Source organism: Paenibacillus sp. MAEPY2, assembly GCF_000499205.1.
Lineage (GTDB): Bacteria > Bacillota > Bacilli > Paenibacillales > Paenibacillaceae > Paenibacillus > Paenibacillus vandeheii.
Genome location: NZ_AWUK01000030.1, coordinates 127,972 through 151,868 on the forward strand (window position 1 = coordinate 127,972; position 23,897 = coordinate 151,868).

Here is a 23,897-nt window from a genome sequence, read left to right on the forward strand (position 1 = left end):
TATATAAACGTCAATACCCATTTATTTTTCTTTTTTGGAACAGCAAAAAAAAAGCCGATACGCCTCTTCATCAGGAAGAATTCGTATCGGCTTTCATATCAAGATGGGAGCAGCATCGACGTTTATGATCCAGACTCCGAGTTAATTCAGTTCATGTTTGTTCATGGTTGTCATGCCTTGGGTTCAGGTTTGTTTTCAGCAGGGGACTCAGACTCCGCTTCAACCTCAGGCTCTGCACGCTTTGCCTTCGGTTTGGCGAGCTTCTCCATCATTTTCCGTCCCGTTGGTGTTTGAGCCAGCCCACCTTGGGCCGTTTCACGGTGCCTGCTTGGCATGGCACTGCCTACTTCCAGCATGACATCAATGACTTCGTCAGACGGAATGGCACTTCGTACCCCGGCCAGCGCCATGTCGGCCGCAGCCAACGCGGTTACGGCACCCAGTCCGTTACGGATGATGCACGGAATTTCCACGAGGCCTGCGACGGGATCGCAGATAAGGCCCAATGTGTTTTTTAACGCAAGACCTACTGCATGAACCACTTGCTCCGGCGTCCCTCCACGCAGCTCCACCATAGCTCCAGCGGCCATGCCGATGGCAGAACCCACTTCAGCCTGACAGCCGCCCTCGGCACCGGAAATAAATGAATTGTTGGCAATGACATAACCGATTGCTCCCGCACAGAACAGACCGTTCACCAGATGCTCGTCACTCCAGCCAAAACGCTCCTGGGAGCTGATAAATACACCTGGAATGATACCGCAGGAACCAGCTGTCGGTGTCGCTACGATCCGGCCCATGGATGCATTCACTTCTGATACACATAGAGCATATGCCATGGCTAGTGCAGAAGCATCTCCAGAGCAAGTCTCGCCTTTACGAATGTACTCGGCCATTTTTTTGCCGTCTCCGCCAGTCAAGCCGCTGCGTGATGTCGTATCTTCTGTCAGCCCTTTGTGCACAGCTTCCTTCATCACCTGATAGTAATCCGACATCTGCCGCACAACATCCGCTTTCGGGATATTCGTCTCTTGAACCTGCTCTTCGATCATCAGCTCGGCAATGGTTTTGGACTCTGCTGTACAGATGGTATTCAGTTCATGTAGATGTTTAAACCGCATCCGGCTCGACCCCTCTCTTCAAATCAATCACGCGAATGTCCAGCATATGATCCAGCGACCGCAGACGGTTTAACATCTCAGGATTCGGCACACCATCCATCTCCATCGCTGTCAGCGCTTCACCGTCCCGGGCTTTCCGATCCACTTGCATGTACCCGATGTTCACACCTGACGAACTGATTGTGGAGGTTACGGAGGCGAGCACCCCTGCTTTGTCCGAATGGCGCAGCACAAGTGTCGGAAACTCTCCGCTGATCTGTACACGAAAATCATTCAATGCATGCACCGATACACTACCACCACCAATGGAAGCACCGATTAGTGAACATTCGCGGTCTCCGTGCCACAGCTCAATTTTAACCGTATTGGGATGAGGAGCAGGCAGACCACTTGTAAAAAACTCCACCTCCATACCCGCTTCCTCTGCATATTGCTCTGCATCCGGAATCCGTGGATCATCCGTCACATAATCAAGCAGGCCACCGATCAATGCGAGATCCGTACCATGCCCCTGATACGTATCGGCGAAGGAGCCATACAGCGTTAAACGGGCACGTTCAGGCGTGCACCCCAACCACTGACGGGCAATTCGACCCAATCTTGCTGCTCCAGCCGTATGTGAACTTGATGGACCTGTCATGGACGGACCAATAATTGAAAAAACGTCTTTAAAACGCATCGCAAACCCTCCATTTATAATCGTCATTTTCATCCAGACCTACACCCATAATGTTCCTTTATTACTGAATGATGACATAAGAAAAGGACAGAAGAAGGCCTTAAGGCCCTCTCTCTGTCCTCGATACCTGAGAGTTTCATGATAAGAAGCGCGGCGGATTGATGCATGCCCTGTATTCACAGGTAATGTCCCCTGCACACCGTGCTGCTTGACCATATACCCCTTGGGTGGCGCATATCGCGCACTCTCCAGAGTTGCGTCCAACGATGGTACATTTACCTGAGAGATTAACCACTGCGCCGGGTGCGTAGCAGCTTGCTCCTTCGGTGCCCGACAGCTGCCTTTTTACTCGGCATGCCCAGGACTCTCCCGCTCGCTATCATTCGCTTGTATGGAACCATTCTGATCGTGTACCAGAACGATAATTGAAGTTTTTATTACTTTCTCATTAAGATTAATCGACCGGAAGATCAGTGTCAACAAACTTAACGATTTCTTTGTGAATATTTACTTTTTTCCATTTTATAAACAGAATGAACCAACGATTTGTAAACTTTTATCACATGAATGTGTTAATGCGTTTCATTTAGAAAGCGTATACATTCGTTTGTTTTCTATGAGCAATATCCGTGGTTAGTACTATCTATGTTAAGATCCACAGAACGGTTCGGGTATTCAGGCAACCATTATTCTGTACTAGAATTGCCTTATTTCTACCTGTCACCCCACCATCGAGTTGGGCTTCGCCGGTTCATCATAAAACCTGCTTCGGGAAGGAAACATGCTCGTCACCCACAATCCCAACGCTGCAAGCACCATCACTCCAGATACAACCGTATATACCATACGAAGCGACAACTGCTCTGCCACCACGCCTGCAACCAAAATGGATACCACCTGCAGCACACTTAACCCCAGTCCAAGTATACTGCTCACTCGCCCCATCAGATCGACAGGGATATTATTTTGATAAAAGGTAACCAGGCCCGTATTCGCCAGTGCCGAGCACAGACCGAGCAGAATAAAAGCAAACGCCGCCAGTTCAAACGAGAACGAACGGGCGAACAGGAAATAACCCAGTGCGACCATAAGCACACCGCCACCCATCATGTGACGGATCGGCAAATGTTTGGCGAACAGCCAAACCAGCATGGAGCCTGCCAAATAACCAATCCCGGTGATACTCATCAAAGCTCCGTACTGCGATTCAGGCAGGTTCATCACCTGACGGATAAACACTACTTCCTGGGCATCGAGCGACATGCCGACCACCAGAATGATCTGAAACAGGGCATATATACCGACCACGTAGCTCGACTTCCGGCTAAAGCTCAGTACAGCCCTCCAATCCTGGGCAATCAACCGAGGTGTCAGCCTGTTTCCCGTCCCTTGATTCTGTTCTCCAATGCCCAATTTGGGAAGAAACAATAGAATCACAGCAGAAGCAGCAAAGGAAACCGCATTGGCATAAATGGCTGCAGCCGGAGATAAATATATCAGCATCACTCCTGCGACTGCCGGGCCAGTAATAAATGCACCTGAGCTGATTAGGGCTTGCAAGGAATTGAAGCGCTTGCGCCGTTCAGCAGGTACCAGCCGGGTGATGTACACCTGAGAGGAAGGGACAAATATGGAGGAAGACATACTGATCAGAAACATCACTGTATACATCATCCATAGGCTGGACATCAGGGGGAGCATCGCTACCAACAATGCCCGCAGCATGTCGGCACCAATCATCAACTGTCGCTGATCATAGCGATCAATCAGACTGCCTGACCATAACTTCGTGCACACCGACGCAATCGGCGAGATAATCCACAATCCTGCGACTGCCGCGGGGGATTGTGTCATATTCAACACCATCAGGTTAATCGCCACAATATATATGAAATCACCCAGATTGGATATGCCCACGCCGCCAAGCAGCAATCCGGCATGCTTCCAGCCACCAGACGGAATCTTCGAAGCAACTCTTTTTTCATGAATGTTATTCATAGCGCTTCCCACCCAACAGAAATCGCAAATTATAACTCATAGAAGATGCTCTCATTGTGTACATAGGGTCTGCAAAATTTGCTGCAAATAAGAGGCATTCGCTCTTTCATCCATTCGTACCTTGACTCATTCTCCATCTGAAATGCGAAATAGCCAAACGTAAAGATTAGCATGAATCCTTCCATTAACCGAATATCACGCTTCGTCAGTGGTTCTGCCTGCTCCGTATAACCCGATAGGAAGATATCCCGTTCCTCCCGATTGAAAATCGTAGCTGCCCCTCCGGCATCAAAGAGATAGTAGCCATAACCGTATAAACAAAAATCAATCATGGATATGCCCTGATCCGTCACCAGCAGATTGCCGCGGGTAATATCCGCGTGAATCACTCCCCAAGTCTCGGCAGTGTGAGGATACGTTTCGAGTTGCCGGTTAATGTTCTCAAACGTCTCACGGATCAGATCGAAATCTTCAGGAGTAAAGATGCCACGTCTAACGCCTTCCTCCAGCTGCTCCAACATGACCAGATTCTCTTTGATCGAGCCGTAGGCAGGTCGTACTCCCGTTTGATCCAAGGCGGGGCTATCGGTATATATCTCTGGGATGATCGCCTTATCAGCGTGCTGTTCACGGTCATTCACCTGCTGCCTTCTTTCAGACTTCTGTGAACCCACCTGCGGCTTGGGAGTTTCCTTTGGTCTTCGTCCAGATTGATGTAGCGTCTGCAACTGTACGCCCAAATCATGAATCTGTGCTGTCGTCAGACGTTCTCCCTGTTTGATATCCCTGCCCTCAATCCATTCCAGAACAGTACTACAGATCTCTTCTCCCGCTTCGTCCAACCAGACGGTGACCCACTCTCCCGAGGTATTGCGTACAGGTGTCTGCACTCGCAATGGGCTGGTAGCCCGTAATTCATGAAGGAGATTCATCTCCGCTTCAAGTGCAGGTCGTGTATGCTGGATGCCCGTCATGCTTGCAAAAGCGGCTTTATGTATACGCAATAAATACTTCTGTCCGGTTACATCATCCACCACCTGGTACGTTAGATTTTCATTATGTCGGATAAAGGAAACGGATGGCTTTTCTATAGAATAATGCGAAATAATTTCAATGGCCATAATGTCATGGGATATCTTATGGGTAGTTATGATCCACATCTCCTTCTCTTATCAAATTAAAGGTGGCGCTTACAAATATCGTAGCATGATTGTTTTTATTTTGGCAAACTATTCCATATGTACAATTACATAAAAAAAGCATAACCCCCGAACTGTCTCGCCCGGGTGTTATGCTTCCTTCTATCTCTATAGATCTATCTCTATCTCTTACTCCATCCAATATAACAATTAACCGAAACGTCCCATAATATATTCCTGCGTCAGACGGTTGTCCGGGTTGGTGAAAATATGCTCCGTATCTCCGTGCTCAATCATGCTTCCCAGATAAAAATAAGCCGTATAATCCGAGATGCGTGCCGCCTGCTGCATGTTATGGGTAACGATCACGATCCGCAGCTCTTTCTTGAGCTCCGAGATCAATTCCTCCACCTTGCCCGTAGATACCGGGTCAAGTGCAGATGCCGGCTCATCAAGCAGCAAAATCTGCGGATCCACCGACAACGCTCGAGCGATACAAAGACGCTGCTGTTGTCCACCTGATAGGGCCAGAGCAGACTCGTTCAGTCTGTCCTTCACTTCGTCCCAGAGCGCAGCGCGACGCAGGCTTTTTTCCACAATTTCATCCAATGCCTTCTTACTCTTGATACCACGGTAGCGGGGGCCAAACGCGATATTGTTGTAGATAGACTTGTGGAACGGGTTGGGCTTCTGCCACACCATGCCAATCTTTTGGCGAAGCTTGATCACATCCGTGCCCGGCTCATTCAGATCATTGCCGTCCATCCAGATATGTCCCTCCGTACGGGAACCGGCAATCTCGTCGTTCATCCGGTTCAACGACCGCAGGAACGTGGATTTACCACAGCCGGATGGGCCAATGAGGGCTGTTACACTGGCTTCAGGGAAAGTCAGGCTGATCTGCTTCACAGCCTGAAAATGCCCATAATATATGCTTAACTGTTCCGTACCGAAAGGTATGGCCATGTTGGTTCCTCCTTATTTCGAAGCTGTCATTCGGCGGTAGACTACCCGACCGATCCAGCGTGCACTCAGATTGAACGCCAGCACGAGAAGTACAAGCACGGCTGAAGCGCCAGCTGCTACTTCTTTGGAGTCTGGGCCAATGCCTTCACTGTTTACTTTCCAAATGTGCACCGCCAGCGTCTCTGCCGGACGCAATGGATTGATCGGCGATCTTGGACTCGTTGGATTCCAGTCCGTGAAGTCCAGCGGCGGACTACTCATACCCGCTGTGAACATCAGAGCTGCTGCTTCACCGAAGATCCGGCCCGATGCCAGGATCGTACCCGTGATTAAGCTGGGCAATGCAACAGGCAGCAGAATGGAAGTGATAATCTTCCATTTGGACAATCCGAGTGCAAGACCCGCTTCCTTCTGCTCTTTCGGAACGGCCCGGAACGCTTGCTCCGTTGTCCGTACCATAAGTGGAAGATTGAATATAGCCAAGGCCATGGCACCCGATAACAGGGAGAATCCGAGACCAAATGTATTAACAATTAGTAAGAGTCCGAACAAACCAATGACGATAGACGGGAATGAGGATAACACTTCGACAACCAGTCGAATAAAGCTTGTAATCCGGCCCGGCTTGGCGTACTCGGCCATATAAATACCGCCGCCCCAGCCAAGGGGAATGGTAATAATCAAGGTCAGAACAAGCAGGAAGATCGAGTTGAATAATTGCGGTCCAATCCCGCCTCCACCTTTGAGCAGCTGTGGTGCGCTGGTCAGGAAGTGCCAGTTAATCTGGCCAATCCCACGTACCAGAATGAAGCCAAGCAAACCGAGCAAGAGAACAACAATGAACAGAGCCAGAACAACGATAATGGAAGTGGCAACTTTATCTACCGTTTTAGCCTTCATTTTCATACCCGGTTCCTCCTTTCAAGCAGGCGAACCAGAATGACGAAGACAAAGGTCATCACCAGCAGGACAAGCGCCATACTCCACAGTGCATTATTATGAACAGATCCCATTGTGGTGTTACCCATACTCAGGGTGATTACACTCGTTAACGTTGAAGCCGATTCGAGCAGGGATGTCGGCACATGCGGTGCATTACCGATAACCATCTGTACGGCAAGAGCTTCACCAAATGCGCGAGCCATACCAAGTACAATACCTGTCAGCAAAGCTGGAAGAACCGTAGGGATAATGACACGATAGATCGTTTGCCAGCGAGTTGCACCCAGTGCGTAAGACGATTCACGCAGACCTTTTGGGAGTGAAGACAGTGCATCTGCCATAATACTTGTTACGGTAGGCAAAATCATAACGGACAGAACCAAACATCCGGCTGCAATTCCGACGCCGGCTCCGCCAAACATGCTGCGCAACAAAGGAACGATAACACTGAGACCGATAAATCCGTATACAACGGAAGGAATACCAGACAGCAGCTCAATCGCAGGTTGCAATATTTTTTTACCTTTACCCGGTACAATCTCGGTCATGAAGAGCGCTGCACACAAGCTAAGTGGACTTGCGATCAGAGCAGCAAGAAATGTTGTTATGAATGACCCTGTAATGAACGGTAAAGCTCCATAGGCAGCGGGTTCCCCCGTTGGATTCCACGTTTTGCCGGATAAAAATTCGCGCAAACTTACGCCATCCTGGAAAAAGGTCGATAAGCCTTTGGACGCTACAAAATAAACGATGGAAAACATGACAACGATCAGGAAAACGACACAAATCGACGTATAGATCCGTCCCGTCCACTCTTCCCAATAATGCTTTTCTCTCAAGGGCCGGCGCGGTTTCAACTTGTTGTTCATTACCGTTCCCCCTTCGGTCTGTTCCATAACAACCATCCTTCTATAGTAGAATTCATGCAAAATATGGGATAATTTCAGAGCAAACCGCGCAAAGAGGCAGGACCTGGGTCCGCCTCTCTCGCTGTATGCGCAAGTTCAAAGATTATTGAGTCACAGTACCTGCTGCGTCACGTTTTACTTTCATGCCGGATACTGGGATGTAACCAAGCTCTGTCACGTCGTTTTGTTGAATTTCGTCACTCAGGATGTAGTCGAGGAATGCTTGAGTTGCTGCATCCGGATCACCTTTAGTGTACATGTGCTCGTAAGCCCATACCGGATATTTCCCTGCTTCTACGTTCTCAACCGTCGCTTCTACACCTTCGTATTTCAAAACTTGCAGGCTGTCATCCAGGTAGGACAGAGCCAGATAACCAATTGCGCCTGGCGTTTCAGCTACGAGCTTTTTAACTGTACCGGAGGAATCTTCCTGAATAGAACCTTGGATATCTTCAACTTTTGTTCCCAGTGCAAAGTTCTCGAATGTTGCACGAGTACCGGAGCTGCTAGGACGGTTTACGATAACGATGGCTTGATCTTTACCGCCAACATCTTTCCAGTTTGTGATTTTACCAGAGAAAATGTCGATCAGTTGTTGCTTCGTCAAATCTTGTACACCTGCATCTTTGTTGCTTACTGGTGCAATTGCTACAACAGCTACTTGGTGATCTTTCAGTTCGCTTACTTTTGCTGCGTCATCGATTTTCTCTTCTGCAAATACGTCAGAGTTACCGATTGTAGCTTGTCCGTCGGATACTTGTGTCAAACCAGTACCACTACCGCCGCCTTGCACTTGTACCGTTACTTTCTTATATTCATCAACTGCCATAAATTTTTGTCCAGCTTGCTCTACCAGAGGTTGCAGTGCTGTAGATCCAACAGCCAGAATGTTTCCGCTAAGTTCAGTAGCAGTTTCTCCTGATCCATTGTCTGTGGCACCCTCTGTACCAGCGTCATTTTTCGATCCGCATGCTGCGAGAACCAGTACGAACGTTAAGGTCATCAAAATGAACGGCAACTTTTTAAACATGTTTTATTTTCCTCCCCCAATTTAGTGACGGTGATTTGCTTTTATTTTTGTTCACCATCAACTCTTTATTCATTGTAGTTTCGTTATGTCATCTCAAAATCAATGTTTTGTAAACGCAGTGTTAAAAATGTTGGACTGTGGATCGAAATACATCTGAGACAAATTGCTTGGCTGAAGTGGGTGCTTCGGGAACGGATGTTGCTTCAATCCGTATTGTGTCCAGATTTTTATCACTTAATGAATAAATCGCTAATATTTTCGGGTGGCCGTTCCGGTTACGGATCGTTCTTCCGATCGCTGCCGCTTCTTCAGAATCGATTCCGTCCCTCCACTACTCCGTTTTTTTTCATTAAGAAACAATACAATCTATAATTCTTTCAAATAAGCTTTTACACAATCCATCCGTTCCCTGCGCCGTATCAGCGCTGGTTGTGTCCCAGGCATTTTAATCCTCATCCTGGGGGATGGCAAAAAGAGAAGGCCAGCAATATTGATGCCTGCCTTTGTGTACATCCTTTAATGTAGAGAGAGAATTATTTCTTCTATAGAAGAAATAAAAAAACTGCTTCATAGCCAGTGTGGAGCACCAGCGCATGAGAGCAGCTTTTTACAATAAGTTGGATCATATGATGATTGCTAATGTAAATACGATTGTACTAACCCAAAATCCATAACCATAACGCCAATCCGGCCAAGGTAATTAATAGTGTGGGAATGGTTAAGATGATGCCTGCCTTGAAATAATATCCCCATGTGATCTTCACACCTTTGCGGGATAACACATGGAGCCACAGTAATGTGGCGAGTGAGCCGATTGGTGTCATTTTGGGGCCTAGATCAGATCCAATAACATTGGCATAGATCAGCGCCTCACGCACAATGCCTTCGGCATGTGCACCCTGAATCGCTAATAGGTTAATTAACACGGTGGGCAGATTGTTCATTACGGATGACAACACCGCTGCAATCATGCCCATGCCAATTGAAACAGCCAGCAGACCATGGTCTGCTATCGCGTCAAGCCAGCGGCTCAGGTAATCGGTTAATCCGGCATTGCGCAGTCCGTACACCACGATATACATGCCCACCGAGAACACCACAATGGACCATGGAGCCTCTTTGATTACGCGTTTCATGTTCACAGCTTCGCTCTTTCTGGCTAATATGGCGAACAAAAGAGCCACTGCACCGACGATAACCGATACCGGAATCGGCAAAAACTCACTGGATGCATAGGCAACTAGTAACAGCACCAGCATGAACCAGGCGATGCGGAACATCCGCGGATCACGAATGGCTTCCTGTGGATCACGTGCTGATGTGATATCGTAGCGAAGCGGGATGCTTTTGCGATAAAACAAGAACAGCATCCCTGTACTCGCCACGATGGAAAATAGATTCGGCACAACCATCCGCACCGCATATTCCACAAATGTAATACCGAAATAATCGGCAGAAACGATATTGACCAGATTGCTGACAACCAGCGGCAACGAAGTTGTATCCGCGATAAATCCACTAGCCATAACAAAGGCGAGCACCATACGCTCATCGAACTTCAATGCCCGTACCATCGCCAGCACAATCGGGGTAAGAATTAGCGCTGCACCATCATTGGCGAATAGAGCGGACACCGCCGCCCCGAGCAAAATGGAATAGATGAACAACCTGCGGCCATTTCCTCCTGCCAGCCTTGCCATATGAAGAGCAGCCCATTCGAAGAAACCTGTCTCATCGAGTATTAACGAGATCATGATGATACCAACAAAAGCCAGTGTTGCATTCCATACAATGGAAGCTACATCAGATGCATCGTTCAGACTGACAACACCACATATTAAGGCTAGCAAAGCCCCGCCCATGGCGGACCATCCGATGCCCAATCCACGAGGCTGCCAGATAACCAGCGTGATGGTCAGGACAAAAATCAGAATTGCAACATATGTCATAAAGCCTCCTGCGCCCGCTATATTCATCATGTTTGGAGCATGATATGTGACTGGTCTGCCAGATATGATTACACCGCAATTCATACGCGTAAACCACGATATAGTTATACAGGGCTGCAGGAGAAAAGTCTATCTTTATTTCCTTCTAATCTCTGTAGAAAATGCGGTGAAATATTATCGTCTAATGGTTAGGACTTGTCCCCATCTTTCGCTGTGTCCTCCACCATTTTGAACATACCCAGCAGCCCTTGTAATTGCTCCGCCATACTGTTCAGATGTGCTGAAGACGAAGCGATCTCCTCTACAGATGCCAGCTGTTCCTGAGAAGATGCCGAGACCGATTCCGTATTTGCAGCAGATTCTTGGGTCACGATGGAGATATCGTTCATTGCTTTGGCAACGTTGGAAGCGCCGCTCTCCAGTTGCTTTGTCGTTTCGGACAAATCATCCAGCGTATGAGCAGCATCCTCCACAGCCTCCCGAATCTGAGCAAAGGATTGTCCAGACGTGTTCACAGCCTGAAGTCCGTCTCCAACCCGAGTCTGAGCTGCTTCCATAGCGCTCAGAGCAGCATCCATATCCTGACGAATATTATGAACCAATTCTCCAATTTGTGCTGCCGAGCTTCCCGATTCTTCCGCAAGCTTGCGTACCTCTCCCGCTACGACAGCGAAGCCACGACCCGCGTCACCCGCTCTAGCCGCTTCAATGGAAGCGTTCAGCGCTAGCAGGTTGGTCTGCTTCGAGATTGTGGCAATCACATCTACCATGCTGCCAATCTCAACGGACCGTGCATTCAGTGATTGGATCACCGTTGCCAGTTGTTCCACCGTTTCCTGAATGCTATTCATCTGCTCCACCGCCTCACCTGCAGCTTCATTACCTGAATAGGCAGCTCCGGATGTATGCCGCATGTTCGTTGTAACGGATTGCACACGCTCGGACATCATCCGAACATCTTCCGCCATTTGGCTCATTTGTCCTGATCCATCTGTTACACTCTTCACTTGCTGCTCGGCACCCTCGGCAAGTTCCTGAATGGCCATCGTTGAGTGCTCAATAGCTTTGGTCGTTTGATCCGCACTAGCGGACAATTCCTGTGAGGAGGCAGAGACCTGCTCTGCCGTCTCCTGTACACCCAGAATCATCATGCGCAGATTGTCGACCATCCGTTCAAAATACTTCGCCAGCTCGCCAACTTCATCTTTGCGTCTGGTCTCCAATTTCACCGTCAAGTCGCCTTTACTTACGGCTCTCGCGGATTCCTGCAGACGCTTGATCGGACGCAACATGGAACGCGTTAGCCAAATAATGAAGACCAGCGTAAGTATTGTGGCAGACAGGATAACGATTATAGTAGACACCCGAATATCTTTACTTGCATTGGATACTTCACTTTGGAACATTGTGCCGCCAATCTTCCACCCGGTTTCTTCATTAGTAGAGAAAATCATGGTTTTGGCATCATCATTATAGATATAGCTGAACTCACCTTCCTTGCTCCCATACATTGGATCCAGAACGGTTGTCGGTTCTTGTGTACCGGCTTCCATGACTGGAGACACGATATAATTTTTGTCCGCATCCATGATGATGATATACCCTTCTTTGCCAACCTTAATGGATGCCTGTTCTCGCAGCTCTGTCAGATCCATGGACAAACCAACGACACCCGATTGATCATCAAGCGTTTTGGAGACAAAAACAACAGCAATGCCGTCCGTATTTTTGGATACAGGTGAAACTACTGTAGTACCTGGCTTCTCCATTGCTAGCTTGTACCATTCGCGTTCCCGGGGATCATAAGCGGACCCTTGTGAGCTTCCCGCAGATTCCTTACCACGGACCATGATTCCCTCTTTGGTTCCCACAAAAATATTTAAAGCATCTGGATGTAAACCCAGATACTGTTTCAACTTCATTTCAAGCTCAGGACTTTCATTTTGTCCTTTAATCATGTCTTTCTCAATCAAACCGGCAAAATAGTTGATATCATGAGTCTTCGCATCCACATGTGTGCCAATGATTGAATTCGTTGTGTCTACACTTTGTTTGGCACTGTCCATCAATTGGTCTTCCACCGTATGGTCCGCGATAAGGAGCGTGACCATTCCAATGGTTAGACTCGGCAAGAGCAGCACCGCCAGAAAGGATACCAATAATTTGTTCCTTATGCTCCAGACGAAGCCTTTTTTCTTTTTGTTTTTCTTTTTCGGTTTATTATCTTTTGGCTTGGCTAACTTGCTTGTTGCCTTTTCTTGCTCATTCCCCCGAATGTTATTCATCTTGCTTCTCCCCCTCCAAATCTAAATCTGCCCTTTTTCTTTTTATGTAGGACCTCTCCAACCTGATTAAATACGGTGTCCTATAGAGACCGCTGTAGTCTGAAGGCCTATCCTATATATCGGCTGAATGAGCATATTTATTTGATTGTAAAATGTACATGGCATGTCAAACAAGCCACTCCAATTATGCGAAGTGACTTTCTGGTACATCTATAATTTATTTCATTCAGGCAGAGGTTTTACCGTAGGGACCTTGTGGCGGGTATGCTGTTGGCTTACCAAAGTAATACCCTTGGGCCAAGTCGATACCCACGGATCGACAAAATTCAAATTCCTCGAATCGTTCGATCCCTTCCGCGAGTACCCGCCCGCCAAAACGGCGTGACATTTCAACTATATCGATAATTTGCTGCTGTTTCGTCAAATCCTGATCACAACGATCAATGAGACTCCGATCTATTTTGACAAAATCCGGCTCCAGCCGATTCATTACTTCGATCGTCGAGAATCCGGCCCCCACGTCATCCAAGGCAACCGACATTCCATGAGCACGATATACCTCAAAAATACGCTGCAAGATGGACATATGCTGAATCTGTTCCGTTTCCACCACTTCAAACACAAAATCCTTAGGGTCTAGCGAAAGGCGTTCAATCGTCTCAAACGTGTGCGTCAGGCAATATTCGGGGTTATAGATGGAGGAAGGCAAGAAATTCACGAAACGTTTGACACCATGCGGTAAAAGAACGGCACTCGTCTCAATAGCAGCAATACGTGCTGTCCGATCTAGAAAAGAATGCAGTCCGGTATCCCGTGCAACTTCGAATAATTCATATACACTGAAGGACCTGCCCCGTTCAGCAGGACGAAGTAAAAATTCAAATCCGATAATCTGCTCCGATGCATCTACGATCGGCTGCATATGACTGCTAAATTGATGTTCCAGGATAATGGAAACCAGATCAGCATGTCTGAGGCGAGCTTCCTGCATGGAAAGACTAATCCAGCTATCGTCATTTGCCTGGCCATACAGTGGAGTGACCTGAACCATTAACGTATCCGGCAGGGTCGCTTCAATCTTCAGGATATCCTCAATACAACGCTCTACAGATTCAAGGTTCAAAAAATGCATCCAGATGAATTCTTCTGAACATTCAACATGTCTTTCCTGCATTTGCAGTGCTTCCAGCAAAGCGGGGGAAATGGGACGCATATACAGGGTACCTTGATTCTCGATAGGATGAATTGGACTGCAGCCACTGCAATTCATGTAGAACCCCCTTGCCAGTTTGTGAGTCTATCTCATTAATGATTAATAGTATATACCCAAAGTTTGTAAATATTATAGCACGGGTCTACAAATTTATCTCTACTGTTTTGATGACTCCAACTATGATGGTTACTGATGCATCAACGGTTCCTAGCATGAAGAAGACCGACAGTCTAAGACTGTCGGTCTTCTTTTACCGCTAATTGATCTTAAGAAGCGGGAATTACGATTTTCTGTCCAACTTTCAGGTTGTGCACATTTGTAATTTTGTTAGCAGAGACAAGCTTGCGCCAGTCCACGCCATATTTCAAACCGATGCGATAGAGATTATCTCCTTTTTTCACTACATATACCACTTTGCCGCCTGCTGATTTCTCAGGTTGTGGCTTGGTTGTAGGTTTAGTTGGAGTTGGATCTGGCTTCGTAGGCGTTGGAGCAGGCTCCGTGCCTGTTTCTGGAGTCGTTGTTGCTTCTCCTGTCAATTTCAAGCCATATTCAGCAAAACCGTCTTTGTTCGTCCCGATGAAGGACATCGCCGGGTTCGCTTCCACCAATGCTTTGGCATCTGGGGAAGAAGCAAACACCACTTCAAGGTCGTTAAGAGCTGCTGCCGTTACACCTGCGGAAGGCTTAATTGGTGCAAGCGACCAGTTGCCGTCAGCCGTTGGGTTAATCGTTTTGTTCTCACGGATGTAATCAATGATAACCTGACGGTTCTCATCCGGTGCAGCCAAGACGATACGTTTACCGTCCGGGTTAGCCAGTTTGGACGAAGAAGCACGATAGTTATTCGTCGCTACGATGAATTTTTGAGCTGGATCAACCGGTTTGCCATTGAAGCTCAGATCTTTAATACGGCTAGCCGATGCATTGACAATTGTTGCTTTGCCATCGTATTTGGCTGGTTGAGTCACATCAATTTGGTACGTGACACCATCGATAACGTCGAAGTTATACGTCGGGAAGTCCATATTGACCAGCTGTTGCTGTCCGCCTTTAGCCGGATCGATCTGATTGAATTGACCAGCAGACCATTCCAACCATTCTTTCAGCTCTGCACCATTAACCATAACGGCATGTACTGTATTCGGATACACGTACAGGTCAGCTACGTTTTTGATAGCAATTGTGCCTTTAGGGATATTCGTGTAATACGAAGCACCTGAACGTCCGCCTGCTTTGAACGGAGCTCCTGCAGACAATACAGGGATATCTTCATATTCTGTTCCTTGCAAATGTTTTTCGACATACCATTTCTGTGCATTCGTTACAATCTGAATGGATGGATCATCCTGAACCAGTGCAAAGAAGCTGTTGATTGGAGCTGTTGTTTCGCCAACTGGGCCACGAACATACTCAAGCGTACCTTCATGTTCGTCATGAACAGCATCGACGATCTCTTGATCCGCATCTACCAGAGCTTTTTTGTTAGCTGTGTCATAGATAGGGCGTGCTTCCACCGCGGAGTCTACCACTTTCCATTTGCCGTCTACCTGTTCGAGGTCCAGATCGATAATCCCGAGGTGGTCGCCCCAGAAGCCTGGTTCAACGGAAGGAACACCATTGATTGTACCTTTTTCAAGGTCCACACCTTTTTTACCAGCAAAATCAGCGCTTGGGAATACTTTATGGGCATGTCCGAACAGAATGGCATTAATGCCTTCAACCTGGCTCAAATACAATACCGAGTTTTCCATCAGATCCGTTTGCGGAATATCTTCAAAACCGGAGTGAGGAATAGCCACAATAATGTCGGCACCTTCAGCCTTCATTTTAGGAATGAATTTTTTTGCAGTTGCGATAATGTCTTTGGCAATGACTTTGCCTTCCAGATTAGCGCTGTCCCACTGCATGACTTGTGGCGGTACAAATCCGATGACACCCACTTTGATGGTGTGCTCTTTGCCACTCTCGTCGGTCACTTTTTTGTCTAAAATTTTGTACGGGGTAAAATAGTTCTTGTCGTTCGTCTCATCGTCGTCACCGTCATCTACATATACGTTGGCATTGATGTAAGGGAAGTTCGCACCTTCCAGCGTCATGTCAAGGAAGTCCAAACCATAGTTAAATTCATGGTTACCGATGTTTCCTGCATCATAATCGAGCAGGTTCATCGCTTTATATACAGGGTGAGTCTCACCCTTTTTGAGTGGATCAATCTTCGCTACATAATCCCCAAGCGGGTTACCCTGAATCAGGTCACCGTTGTCGAACAGCAAGCTGTTCTTTGCTTCATCACGGGCTTTTTTGATCAGTGTAGCCGTCTTCGCCAGTCCATACTGGTCTGTCTCTTTGTCGGAATAGTAGTCATAGTTAACTAAGTTGTCGTGAATGTCTGTTGTTTCCATGATCCGCAATTTAACCTTAGTAGCGTCCGCAGCCGATACAGGTACCGGAAATACCGCAAGCACGTTTAATGCAACCAAAGCGGCAGTCAGGCTCGATAATACTTTTTTACTCTTTCTCAAAATAACCCCTCCCGGTTATGTACATTGAATCATGCATTAGTAAGCAAACGAATAAGCGCAGAAATGCGAAAGATCTCATGGGTTGTGCGTACTGATTTTCTGAACGTATGCATCAGAATTTCAGGTTAGTTTATCTCACATGAACATCTATTCATATCTTTGCGTATCGTTTACATTCCAAATCATAACGCAATGTTTAGCCATTGAAAAGCATTATTTTTTACGTTATCCGCATATACCTGACCAAGTTTACATTATCATGCGTGATTTCGACATATTTTGCATATTTTTGGATGAAAACAGTTTACACACTCTGTTAAAAACGTATATTACATGCGGCTTACATCTATATCCATATTAGCTGAATCCGTTCATACAAAAAACCGTGAAGCCTTCTGGCGTTCACGGTTGGCTATTTCTTTTCCGAGTAGTTGGCACTGCCTCCCACTATGAAAAGGTGATTTTCAACATTGAAATTACTTCTCCCACACCTGATGCTCATGATCTTTGCCAGTGTATTCAATCCGATTGGGGGTAATGTCCAGAATGACATAATTGGGATCGTTCGGGCCGTCAAACCATGCTTTTAATTCATCATTCCATACCTGTTCACGCAAACCTTCATTTTTCGTCACTTCACATGTTCCTTCGATCTCGACCACTTCCTTGGAGCCACCCGCTTCATAACCTAACAAAAGGCTGACGTTCGGATTATTCTCCAGCTCCTCTACCTTGTGCGTACGACGGTTTGTTGCCAGATGAATGTTCATTCCATCGTTAAAAAGCGCCATATAGCGGGATTTCGGTTTACCGTTCTCCACCGTGGAGAAACTGCAAAAAGGGTTATTTTCCAATGCTTTTACAATGTTTTGTTCCAATTCAGTCTGGTTCATGGGGATTGCTCCTTTCGGTTAGAGGGGATATTTGAAGAACTCCTGTAGGCGGCCGTTACGGGTACGGATCGTTCTTTGGATCGCTGTTGTCTCGCAATGATCCTGATCATTTCCTCGTATAAGTTGGACTAAAGACGATTTACACTGACACTACGAAGACAGAACAACCTTCCAATCGCTGTTATCCCCAGATTTTTTTAATTCCCTTTTCTCAAGGGAAAATCCGGTGATAAAGGCGAACGCTTCGCTTTTTCAGGTTTCTTCTGTCCTCTCCGTTATCGTGTAAATGTTTTATTCAACGGATATATAAGTGAAAATCTAGGATGCAGGCGAACACTTCGCTTCTTCAGAATCGATTCCGTCCCCTTCACTACTTCCACTGTTCTTCAACATTAGGGTAGATAAGCTAAAATCTCAAAGAGAAGCATACTTGATTGCCTATCTCTGATATCTTTGCTTATATCACGTTGGTGTAATAAGCCTGTACTTATAGTGTACCCACCTCACCTATGGTGAATCCATGAACCCGTTCATAAACGTGACAGTTTTAATTCAAATCTCCCAGGTAAATGCGTGACGAATTCTTATTTTGCAACAACTCACCAATTGTTTTCGGATATAAGCGAACCTTGGACAGCTCTTCAAGGGGAATCCATTCTACAGCTACCTGATGGTCGTCTGGACTGGAGCCTTCAAAGATCGTAGCTTTCGGATCTATTAACTTGCATTCAAAATAAAATTCAACCTGGTGCACATCGGCATCCCACTCGGCAAATTCGTGGTTTTTCCCAATGTACTCCCGGATATGCAGCAGTTCTCTCACGGTCACCGCCTGTCCAATCTCCTCCAGACATTCACGGGCAACCGCATCCTTGAGCTCCTCGCCCTTCTCCTGTCCTCCGCCGGGGAAAACATAAGCTGCACCATATTGATCCTCCAACCGGATCACCAGCAGACGTCCATCCTGTACGATAACGGCCTTCGCCGAATTACGTATCGGTTTCATGTTATAGTTTCACTCCTTACAAATTCGTATAGTTCGCCCCTACCAGCCCTCGGTTACTGTAGCAATTATCTAGCAACTCCAGGCGCAGACAACGTAACTCCCTCAGATTCAAGCAACGTACGAATCTCTTGAGCAAATGTAAGAGCATGCGCACCGTCACCGTGAATGCAAATCGTCTCGGCTTTAATGGGGACAAGTGTGCCCTCCGCTGACAGCACGATACCCTCTTTCACCATGCGCAGCACTTGAGCAAGGGCTTTTTCCGTCTGCTCGATGATTGCCCCGGGCTGACTGCGCGGTGTTAGTGTCCCATCAGGTGCGTAGGTCCGATCCGCAAAAACTTCACTCACGCTGCGCAGTCCAATGCGATCCGCTGCCTGTATCATTGCACTTCCGGCTAAGCCATATAGATACAGATCCGGTTGTACTTTATAAATAGCCTCGGCGATTCCCTCAGCGAGCCGATCATCTTCAGCAGCCATGTTATACAAGGCCCCATGAGGTTTCACATGATGCATGCGTCCTCCGGATGAGCGTACAAAAGCATCCAGCGCGCCAATTTGGTATACAACCATGTCATAGGCTTCCCGTGGCGTAATGTCCATACGTCTCCTACCGAAGCCTTGCAAATCCGGCAGACCGGGATGGGCACCGATCGCAACCTGATGCTCCAATGCTTGCTGCACCGTTTGCCGCATCGTTTCCGGGTCACCCGCATGAAATCCACAAGCGATGTTGGCTGAAGTAGTTAGCCTCAGAATCGCCACATCCGACTCCATTCGGTACACCCCGAAACTTTCACCCAGGTCACAATTGATATCCACCACCATGTTCATTGAAGGCCCCCCATTTCTGCCAATCTCCTGCGAACCAGCTGATCGGTCAGCTTCCAATTCAGCTCCTGTTCCAGGAATAGTTGCTGCGCTTCTTCATATGTAATCTCCTTAAAAGCAACTTTTGCCCCGGGCCGTGCCTGTGCCAATATTGGCAAATCCACGCGGGTCACCTGTGCGATTACAGGATAGCCTCCAATGGTCTGATGATCGGCCATCAATATAATGGGCTGACCGTCTGCTGGCACCTGCACCGTGCCATAGGTGACTGCTTCAGACAACCGATCCATTGGCTGACCGATTTCCAGCTTTGCACCTTCCAATCGATAACCCATCCGATCCGATTGGGGAGAGATCACATATCGTTCTTGATGGAATCGTTCAAGGCTATTTTTATCAAACTCTGCACTGTCCTTGCCCGCCATGACACGAATGACAGGATGAGCTTGGTAGGCGGGCCATTCCCTGCTAGACAAATACCAGACAGGTGCATGCATCCGTCGGTTGTTCTTTTCAGCGTAAAGGCTCAGACTATGCAACGTCGCTTGCGCTTCGCGAGAAGCTTCCCCCACAGGCAACCTGTCGCCCACCTGTAAGGCACGCCCTTTCAGCCCACCAATACCTGTTTTGAGATCCGTGCTTCGGCTGCCCATGACCTCAGGTACTGCGGTTCCACCAGCAACCGCCATATAGGCCCGCAAACCAGAGTGGCATCGACCAAATCTCAGCACACTTCCAGCAAGAATCACGGTCGGACGCCATAGGGGAACAGGCAGGCCATCCACCGTTGCCGTCAGATCCGCTCCACATAAAGAGATCAGCTGATTTTCATGGAAATGAAGCTCCGGTCCCGTCATCGTCATCTCCAGCACAGCTGCATCACGGGAATTTCCAACCAATACATTCGCTGCTCTGGCTGCAAAGGTATCCATAACCCCACCTGGATGTATCCCATACCGGCGAAATCCCGTTCTTCCTTCATCCTGCACGGTGGATAACAGACCTGGGCGAATGACCTCAATACTCATCGTTCGCCCTCCTTCTGTTCCAAATATTCCTGAAGTGATATTGACACAAAACGAACCCGATCACCCGCTGCAAGCAGGCTCGGGGGATCTTCCGTCGGACGAAATAGTGCCAGCGGCGTTCGACCAATACATTGCCATCCGCCGGGAGTCGATACCGGATAAACTCCGGTTTGTTTGCCACCAATGCCCACCGTTCCTGCTTCAACCCGAAGTCGAGGTGTGGGTCGTCTAGGCGTAGCAATCTTCTCCGATAATCCGCCCAGATAAGGAAAACCCGGTGCAAATCCAATCATGTGAACCAGGTAATCGCCAGATGTATGAATAGCTATGACCTCATCTGGCGTAAGCCCATGTTCAGTAGCGACGTATTCCAGGTCGGGACCGAGTTCACCACCATAACATACCGGAATAATAACTGTTCTGGTGTGATCCTCCGCTGCTTCTTCCATTCTATTCAAATGATGAAGCAGTACCCTGCATACCTCGTGGTACGGATTGATCAACGGATCATAGAACAGCGTGACCGAAGCAAACGAAGGTAACCATTCGAAGACACCCGGTATAAGGCTTTTTTCCAGTAAAGCACATACCGACATCACCCTCCGGTGCACCGCTTCAGATATGGCATCCCCACAACGGATGATAACCCCTGTTTCGCCCAGAGGAGACAGCAAATCCTCAGTCCATGAATACGGCATTTCGGCCATGCCATCCCCCTCCTTGTGCACAAGTTTATAATCCTTTGATCATTGTTTCTCCAAAGCCTGCAAAATAAGTGAACGGACAGCAGGGAAAGGCTCTGCTTCTTCCGTCTATCACAACTCCTTGGAGGAATCCAGATGCACGCTGCAATTGTATAGCCCACACTGCCAGGATTCCGCTTCCCAAGAAATCCGGGTGATCGACGTGTTGGACAGCTTTGCGCTCACATCAAGCTCAGGCACCAGACCTCGCAGAGTATTACGAAGAATGGCGCCATGACTGACAACGATGACTTTACCATTGGGATGCTGACGTACAATATCTTCTAACGCGGCACTACCTCGCGCCATGCCTGCATCCGCAAGCTCCCGGCCCAAATCGAGATTACTCCAATCCGCTCCCCACCGGGCTAGACGCTCAGCTTCGGTCGTACCTTCCACCTGTCCACCGCCCATCTCACGTAGTCTCGGGTCCAACTGAATCTCCTGAATTCCCAAGCGATCTCCGATGATGCTTGCCGTCTCACTTGCACGCTCCAGGTCACTTGCATAGATGGCATCCCATTTTTCCTCACTCAGTCTTGCGGCAAGCAATACTGCCTGTTCTCTTCCTTCCTGATCCAGCGGATTATCCGTTTGTCCCTGCGAACGTTTCTCTTTATTCCACGCCGTGCTTCCATGGCGAATCAATGCGATCTGTGTCATTGCTGTTCCTCACCTTTTTCTATACGTAATTCATCATCTGTAAAATGTTTTCGTGCCTTCGGTTTGGCAAATTTGCCACCATTATATTGACTAGAACCGTTTCTCGGAATGGAAAGACTGTTCCATGAGGTTTCTTTGAGCATTTTGGCTGCATAGATAATCTGTCCCACATGATAAGGATAGTGCGCCAATTGCCGGATGATTGCCTCCATAACGGTATGTCCTTCATTGCGAATATATATGATATGCGACAGTTGCTCCGGTGTAAAAGAACGAATGGCTCCAAGCAGACAGTTCCAGCCTTCCTCCCATTTGGCAAGCAGCTCTTCTCGGGTCGAGATATCATTCACGAATTCGGCATCTCGCTCACGCCACGGCTTCTCTCCATCAGTTGTCAGTACATCCGTCCAACGGGACAGCATATTGCCCCAGAGATGCTTCACAATAACCGCAATGCTGTTGGCATCTTCATTCCAGGATTGAAACAGCTGCTCAGACTCCAGTTGCTCCATAGCCTTCTCCCCAAGCTGCTTATAATACAGAAATTGCTTCTCGGCTGTATCCAGAAATACTTGATTCATGTCCACGCGTTCACAACCCTTCGCAAAAAGTCTTTATTCAGGAAAGGAAAACGTCCCGTCCTCATTCGGTTCAAAGGAAATAACTTTTCGTACAGCGTCTAAATTAAGTTCACCATAAATATGTGGAAAAAGTTCATTCAACTCATACAGGTCCTCATACACCAGTTCCGGCTTCAAGTCCCTCTCATCAATACCAAGCAATAACAAATCCGTACGCCCTTGATAAAATTGAGCCGCTACCCATGGAATTTGTTCTTTGGTGGAACAATGAATGAAACCATCCGTCTCCAGGCTATCCGGTGCATATACGCTCTGCTTGGATACCTGCTCCCATACCGCTCGGGAAATAATACTGTAGATCATTGTTCCGCCTCCTTCAATTTCTTCTATGTATCCTGCACGTCATTGGAAGTATTATAGATCATCCCGGATACGTGAGTACAATTTTTGATCTGTAAACACACCTTTGATCTTCAATTGTTTGCGCAGTAAACCTTCAACTGACATGCCCAGCTTCTCCATCACTCGTGCAGATCCGATATTGCCTGCATTACATTTCCCCTCCAGCCGATTGCAGTCCAATTCCTGAAAACAGTATTCAACAATTGGCTGCATCGCTTCTGCCGCGAGGCCTTTGCCCCAATAACTGCTGGCTATCGCGTATCCCAGTTCGGCACTCTGCATGGGTTCATTAAGATGGAAAATACCACCTCGACCGATCAGCTTCCCCGTTTCCTTCAGAATAAAGGCCCATATATAGACAGTTTTCTTCTCATAATTGTCCAACACTCTTTGAATATATTGAACGGAGTCGTCCAACGTCTCATGGCAGTTCCACAAACTTTGCTGACTCACCCTCGGATCGGAGGCAAACATAAAATAATCATCGAGGTCGTTAAGCGTAAGACGTCTCAGTACCAACCGCTCTGTCTCAAACTCGGGTGATTCTGCAAAAAGCTTCTCAATATTCACGTAAGCCCCACTCCCCATTATCAAGCCTTCTCATTTCTCAGGAAATAACGGTCAATCCCATACACAAACAGAATGCCGACAGCATACCTCAGCAGATCCATCGCCAGAAATCCATGTCCCAAAATAAGCGCACCCAGCACTGTTGAACGCACTTCGTTCAGCCAAGGGGTCTGAATTATTTGTGAACATTCGATAGCCCAGCTGAAAATCAGGCTAACTATCATCGCCCACTCTCTGCTGCGATTAATCCATAACATGCGTATCCCAAAATAGATCATCCCTGCCCACAAGGCGTCACCGAAATGCTCACGCACAAAAATCGGTAAAAGTGCACCAAAGTGCCTGGACGCCAACCCTGCCGCCATGGTTATGATCACTGCGGTGAAATAAATCAGCCTGTCTTTGCTAAATACGGTCATCACG

Annotated in this window: 22 protein-coding genes and 2 riboswitches; all 22 genes read right to left on the minus strand. The window is 47.6% G+C overall.

Going from position 1 to position 23,897, the window contains the following annotated elements; all coding sequences use genetic code 11:
* Positions 1-170: 170 nt before the first annotated feature.
* The 22 genes from sdaAA to P364_RS0122110 all read right to left on the minus strand — a co-directional run bounded on the left by sdaAA (position 171) and on the right by P364_RS0122110 (position 23,893).
* Positions 171-1,121 (minus strand): L-serine ammonia-lyase, iron-sulfur-dependent, subunit alpha, encoded by a 951-nt coding sequence (gene sdaAA, locus P364_RS0122000; RefSeq protein WP_024632229.1) that lies wholly within the window; start codon positions 1,119-1,121, stop codon positions 171-173.
* The gene (gene sdaAB / locus P364_RS0122005) at positions 1,111-1,800 is read right to left on the minus strand and encodes an L-serine ammonia-lyase, iron-sulfur-dependent subunit beta (RefSeq protein ID WP_024632230.1); all 690 of its coding nucleotides are present in this window, start codon (positions 1,798-1,800) and stop codon (positions 1,111-1,113) included. Before sdaAB ends, sdaAA begins: the two co-directional genes overlap by 11 nt.
* A 112-nt stretch (positions 1,801-1,912) precedes the next feature.
* A riboswitch (glycine riboswitch) is annotated at positions 1,913-2,054 on the minus strand.
* Positions 2,055-2,058: 4 nt separating this feature from the next.
* A riboswitch (glycine riboswitch) is annotated at positions 2,059-2,182 on the minus strand.
* A 338-nt stretch (positions 2,183-2,520) separates the two neighbouring features.
* Entirely contained in the window at positions 2,521-3,798 is a 1,278-nt protein-coding gene (locus tag P364_RS0122010; RefSeq protein WP_024632231.1) for an MFS transporter, read from the minus strand.
* Positions 3,799-3,827: 29 nt separating this feature from the next.
* The gene (locus P364_RS35545; RefSeq protein ID WP_024632232.1) at positions 3,828-4,958 is read right to left on the minus strand and encodes a phosphotransferase enzyme family protein; all 1,131 of its coding nucleotides are present in this window, start codon (positions 4,956-4,958) and stop codon (positions 3,828-3,830) included.
* 189 nt (positions 4,959-5,147) lie between these two features.
* Complete coding sequence (gene pstB, locus P364_RS0122025) at positions 5,148-5,903, minus strand: phosphate ABC transporter ATP-binding protein PstB (RefSeq protein ID WP_024632233.1); 756 nt, start codon at positions 5,901-5,903, stop codon at positions 5,148-5,150.
* A 12-nt stretch (positions 5,904-5,915) separates the two neighbouring features.
* A complete protein-coding gene (gene pstA / locus P364_RS0122030; protein ID WP_024632234.1) occupies positions 5,916-6,803 on the minus strand; it encodes a phosphate ABC transporter permease PstA in 888 nt (295 codons plus the stop codon).
* Between the two features lie 2 nt (positions 6,804-6,805).
* Positions 6,806-7,714 (minus strand): phosphate ABC transporter permease subunit PstC, encoded by a 909-nt coding sequence (gene pstC / locus P364_RS0122035; protein ID WP_143805458.1) that lies wholly within the window; start codon positions 7,712-7,714, stop codon positions 6,806-6,808.
* Between the two features lie 142 nt (positions 7,715-7,856).
* Positions 7,857-8,783 (minus strand): phosphate ABC transporter substrate-binding protein, encoded by a 927-nt coding sequence (locus tag P364_RS0122040; protein ID WP_024632236.1) that lies wholly within the window; start codon positions 8,781-8,783, stop codon positions 7,857-7,859.
* Between the two features lie 656 nt (positions 8,784-9,439).
* Positions 9,440-10,732: an arsenic transporter gene (locus tag P364_RS0122045; protein WP_024632237.1), complete on the minus strand. Its 1,293-nt coding sequence runs from the start codon at positions 10,730-10,732 to the stop codon at positions 9,440-9,442.
* Positions 10,733-10,920: 188 nt separating this feature from the next.
* A complete protein-coding gene (locus P364_RS0122050) occupies positions 10,921-13,017 on the minus strand; it encodes a methyl-accepting chemotaxis protein (RefSeq protein ID WP_024632238.1) in 2,097 nt (698 codons plus the stop codon).
* A 226-nt stretch (positions 13,018-13,243) separates the two neighbouring features.
* Entirely contained in the window at positions 13,244-14,287 is a 1,044-nt protein-coding gene (locus P364_RS0122055) for an EAL domain-containing protein (RefSeq protein ID WP_024632239.1), read from the minus strand.
* Positions 14,288-14,496: 209 nt separating this feature from the next.
* Positions 14,497-16,755 (minus strand): bifunctional 2',3'-cyclic-nucleotide 2'-phosphodiesterase/3'-nucleotidase, encoded by a 2,259-nt coding sequence (locus P364_RS0122060; RefSeq protein ID WP_024632240.1) that lies wholly within the window; start codon positions 16,753-16,755, stop codon positions 14,497-14,499.
* Positions 16,756-17,231: 476 nt separating this feature from the next.
* Complete coding sequence (locus P364_RS0122065; RefSeq protein ID WP_024632241.1) at positions 17,232-17,648, minus strand: pyridoxamine 5'-phosphate oxidase family protein; 417 nt, start codon at positions 17,646-17,648, stop codon at positions 17,232-17,234.
* Between the two features lie 547 nt (positions 17,649-18,195).
* On the minus strand, positions 18,196-18,654 hold the full coding sequence (locus tag P364_RS0122070; protein WP_024632242.1) for an NUDIX domain-containing protein: 459 nt from the start codon (positions 18,652-18,654) through the stop codon (positions 18,196-18,198).
* 65 nt (positions 18,655-18,719) lie between these two features.
* Complete coding sequence (locus tag P364_RS0122075; RefSeq protein WP_024632243.1) at positions 18,720-19,490, minus strand: LamB/YcsF family protein; 771 nt, start codon at positions 19,488-19,490, stop codon at positions 18,720-18,722.
* Positions 19,487-20,515 carry a biotin-dependent carboxyltransferase family protein gene (locus P364_RS0122080; protein ID WP_024632244.1) on the minus strand — a complete coding sequence of 343 codons (1,029 nt, stop codon included), beginning with the start codon at positions 20,513-20,515 and terminating at the stop codon, positions 19,487-19,489. The genes P364_RS0122075 and P364_RS0122080 overlap by 4 nt, the downstream gene beginning before the upstream one ends.
* Positions 20,512-21,222 (minus strand): 5-oxoprolinase subunit PxpB, encoded by a 711-nt coding sequence (gene pxpB, locus P364_RS0122085; RefSeq protein WP_081718080.1) that lies wholly within the window; start codon positions 21,220-21,222, stop codon positions 20,512-20,514. The genes P364_RS0122080 and pxpB overlap by 4 nt, the downstream gene beginning before the upstream one ends.
* A gap of 108 nt (positions 21,223-21,330) precedes the next feature.
* A complete protein-coding gene (locus P364_RS0122090) occupies positions 21,331-21,921 on the minus strand; it encodes a histidine phosphatase family protein (protein WP_024632246.1) in 591 nt (196 codons plus the stop codon).
* A complete protein-coding gene (locus tag P364_RS0122095; protein WP_024632247.1) occupies positions 21,918-22,508 on the minus strand; it encodes a DUF1572 family protein in 591 nt (196 codons plus the stop codon). Before P364_RS0122095 ends, P364_RS0122090 begins: the two co-directional genes overlap by 4 nt.
* A gap of 27 nt (positions 22,509-22,535) precedes the next feature.
* Positions 22,536-22,865, minus strand: coding sequence for a DUF952 domain-containing protein (locus P364_RS0122100; RefSeq protein WP_024632248.1), 330 nt, complete (start codon positions 22,863-22,865; stop codon positions 22,536-22,538).
* 51 nt (positions 22,866-22,916) lie between these two features.
* A complete protein-coding gene (locus tag P364_RS0122105; RefSeq protein WP_024632249.1) occupies positions 22,917-23,474 on the minus strand; it encodes a GNAT family N-acetyltransferase in 558 nt (185 codons plus the stop codon).
* A 20-nt stretch (positions 23,475-23,494) separates the two neighbouring features.
* The gene (locus P364_RS0122110) at positions 23,495-23,893 is read right to left on the minus strand and encodes a ribosomal maturation YjgA family protein (protein WP_024632250.1); all 399 of its coding nucleotides are present in this window, start codon (positions 23,891-23,893) and stop codon (positions 23,495-23,497) included.
* Between the last annotated feature and the right edge of the window lie 4 nt (positions 23,894-23,897).

What these genes read in the sequence shown, in the direction of transcription:
- P364_RS0122045 (WP_024632237.1), bottom strand. Translation starts at nt 10,732, where the DNA reads ATGACATATGTTGCAATTCTGATTTTTGTCCTGACCATCACGCTGGTT.
- P364_RS0122050 (WP_024632238.1), bottom strand. Translation starts at nt 13,017, where the DNA reads ATGAATAACATTCGGGGGAATGAGCAAGAAAAGGCAACAAGCAAGTTA.
- P364_RS0122075 (WP_024632243.1), bottom strand. Translation starts at nt 19,490, where the DNA reads ATGAACATGGTGGTGGATATCAATTGTGACCTGGGTGAAAGTTTCGGG.
- P364_RS0122040 (WP_024632236.1), bottom strand. Translation starts at nt 8,783, where the DNA reads ATGTTTAAAAAGTTGCCGTTCATTTTGATGACCTTAACGTTCGTACTG.
- sdaAB (WP_024632230.1), bottom strand. Translation starts at nt 1,800, where the DNA reads ATGCGTTTTAAAGACGTTTTTTCAATTATTGGTCCGTCCATGACAGGT.
- pxpB (WP_081718080.1), bottom strand. Translation starts at nt 21,222, where the DNA reads ATGGCCGAAATGCCGTATTCATGGACTGAGGATTTGCTGTCTCCTCTG.
- pstB (WP_024632233.1), bottom strand. Translation starts at nt 5,903, where the DNA reads ATGGCCATACCTTTCGGTACGGAACAGTTAAGCATATATTATGGGCAT.
- P364_RS0122110 (WP_024632250.1), bottom strand. Translation starts at nt 23,893, where the DNA reads ATGACCGTATTTAGCAAAGACAGGCTGATTTATTTCACCGCAGTGATC.
- P364_RS0122090 (WP_024632246.1), bottom strand. Translation starts at nt 21,921, where the DNA reads ATGACACAGATCGCATTGATTCGCCATGGAAGCACGGCGTGGAATAAA.
- sdaAA (WP_024632229.1), bottom strand. Translation starts at nt 1,121, where the DNA reads ATGCGGTTTAAACATCTACATGAACTGAATACCATCTGTACAGCAGAG.
- P364_RS0122080 (WP_024632244.1), bottom strand. Translation starts at nt 20,515, where the DNA reads ATGAGTATTGAGGTCATTCGCCCAGGTCTGTTATCCACCGTGCAGGAT.
- pstC (WP_143805458.1), bottom strand. Translation starts at nt 7,714, where the DNA reads ATGAACAACAAGTTGAAACCGCGCCGGCCCTTGAGAGAAAAGCATTAT.
- P364_RS35545 (WP_024632232.1), bottom strand. Translation starts at nt 4,958, where the DNA reads ATGTGGATCATAACTACCCATAAGATATCCCATGACATTATGGCCATT.
- P364_RS0122010 (WP_024632231.1), bottom strand. Translation starts at nt 3,798, where the DNA reads ATGAATAACATTCATGAAAAAAGAGTTGCTTCGAAGATTCCGTCTGGT.
- P364_RS0122070 (WP_024632242.1), bottom strand. Translation starts at nt 18,654, where the DNA reads ATGAAACCGATACGTAATTCGGCGAAGGCCGTTATCGTACAGGATGGA.
- pstA (WP_024632234.1), bottom strand. Translation starts at nt 6,803, where the DNA reads ATGAAGGCTAAAACGGTAGATAAAGTTGCCACTTCCATTATCGTTGTT.
- P364_RS0122100 (WP_024632248.1), bottom strand. Translation starts at nt 22,865, where the DNA reads ATGATCTACAGTATTATTTCCCGAGCGGTATGGGAGCAGGTATCCAAG.
- P364_RS0122065 (WP_024632241.1), bottom strand. Translation starts at nt 17,648, where the DNA reads ATGAACCAGACTGAATTGGAACAAAACATTGTAAAAGCATTGGAAAAT.
- P364_RS0122055 (WP_024632239.1), bottom strand. Translation starts at nt 14,287, where the DNA reads ATGAATTGCAGTGGCTGCAGTCCAATTCATCCTATCGAGAATCAAGGT.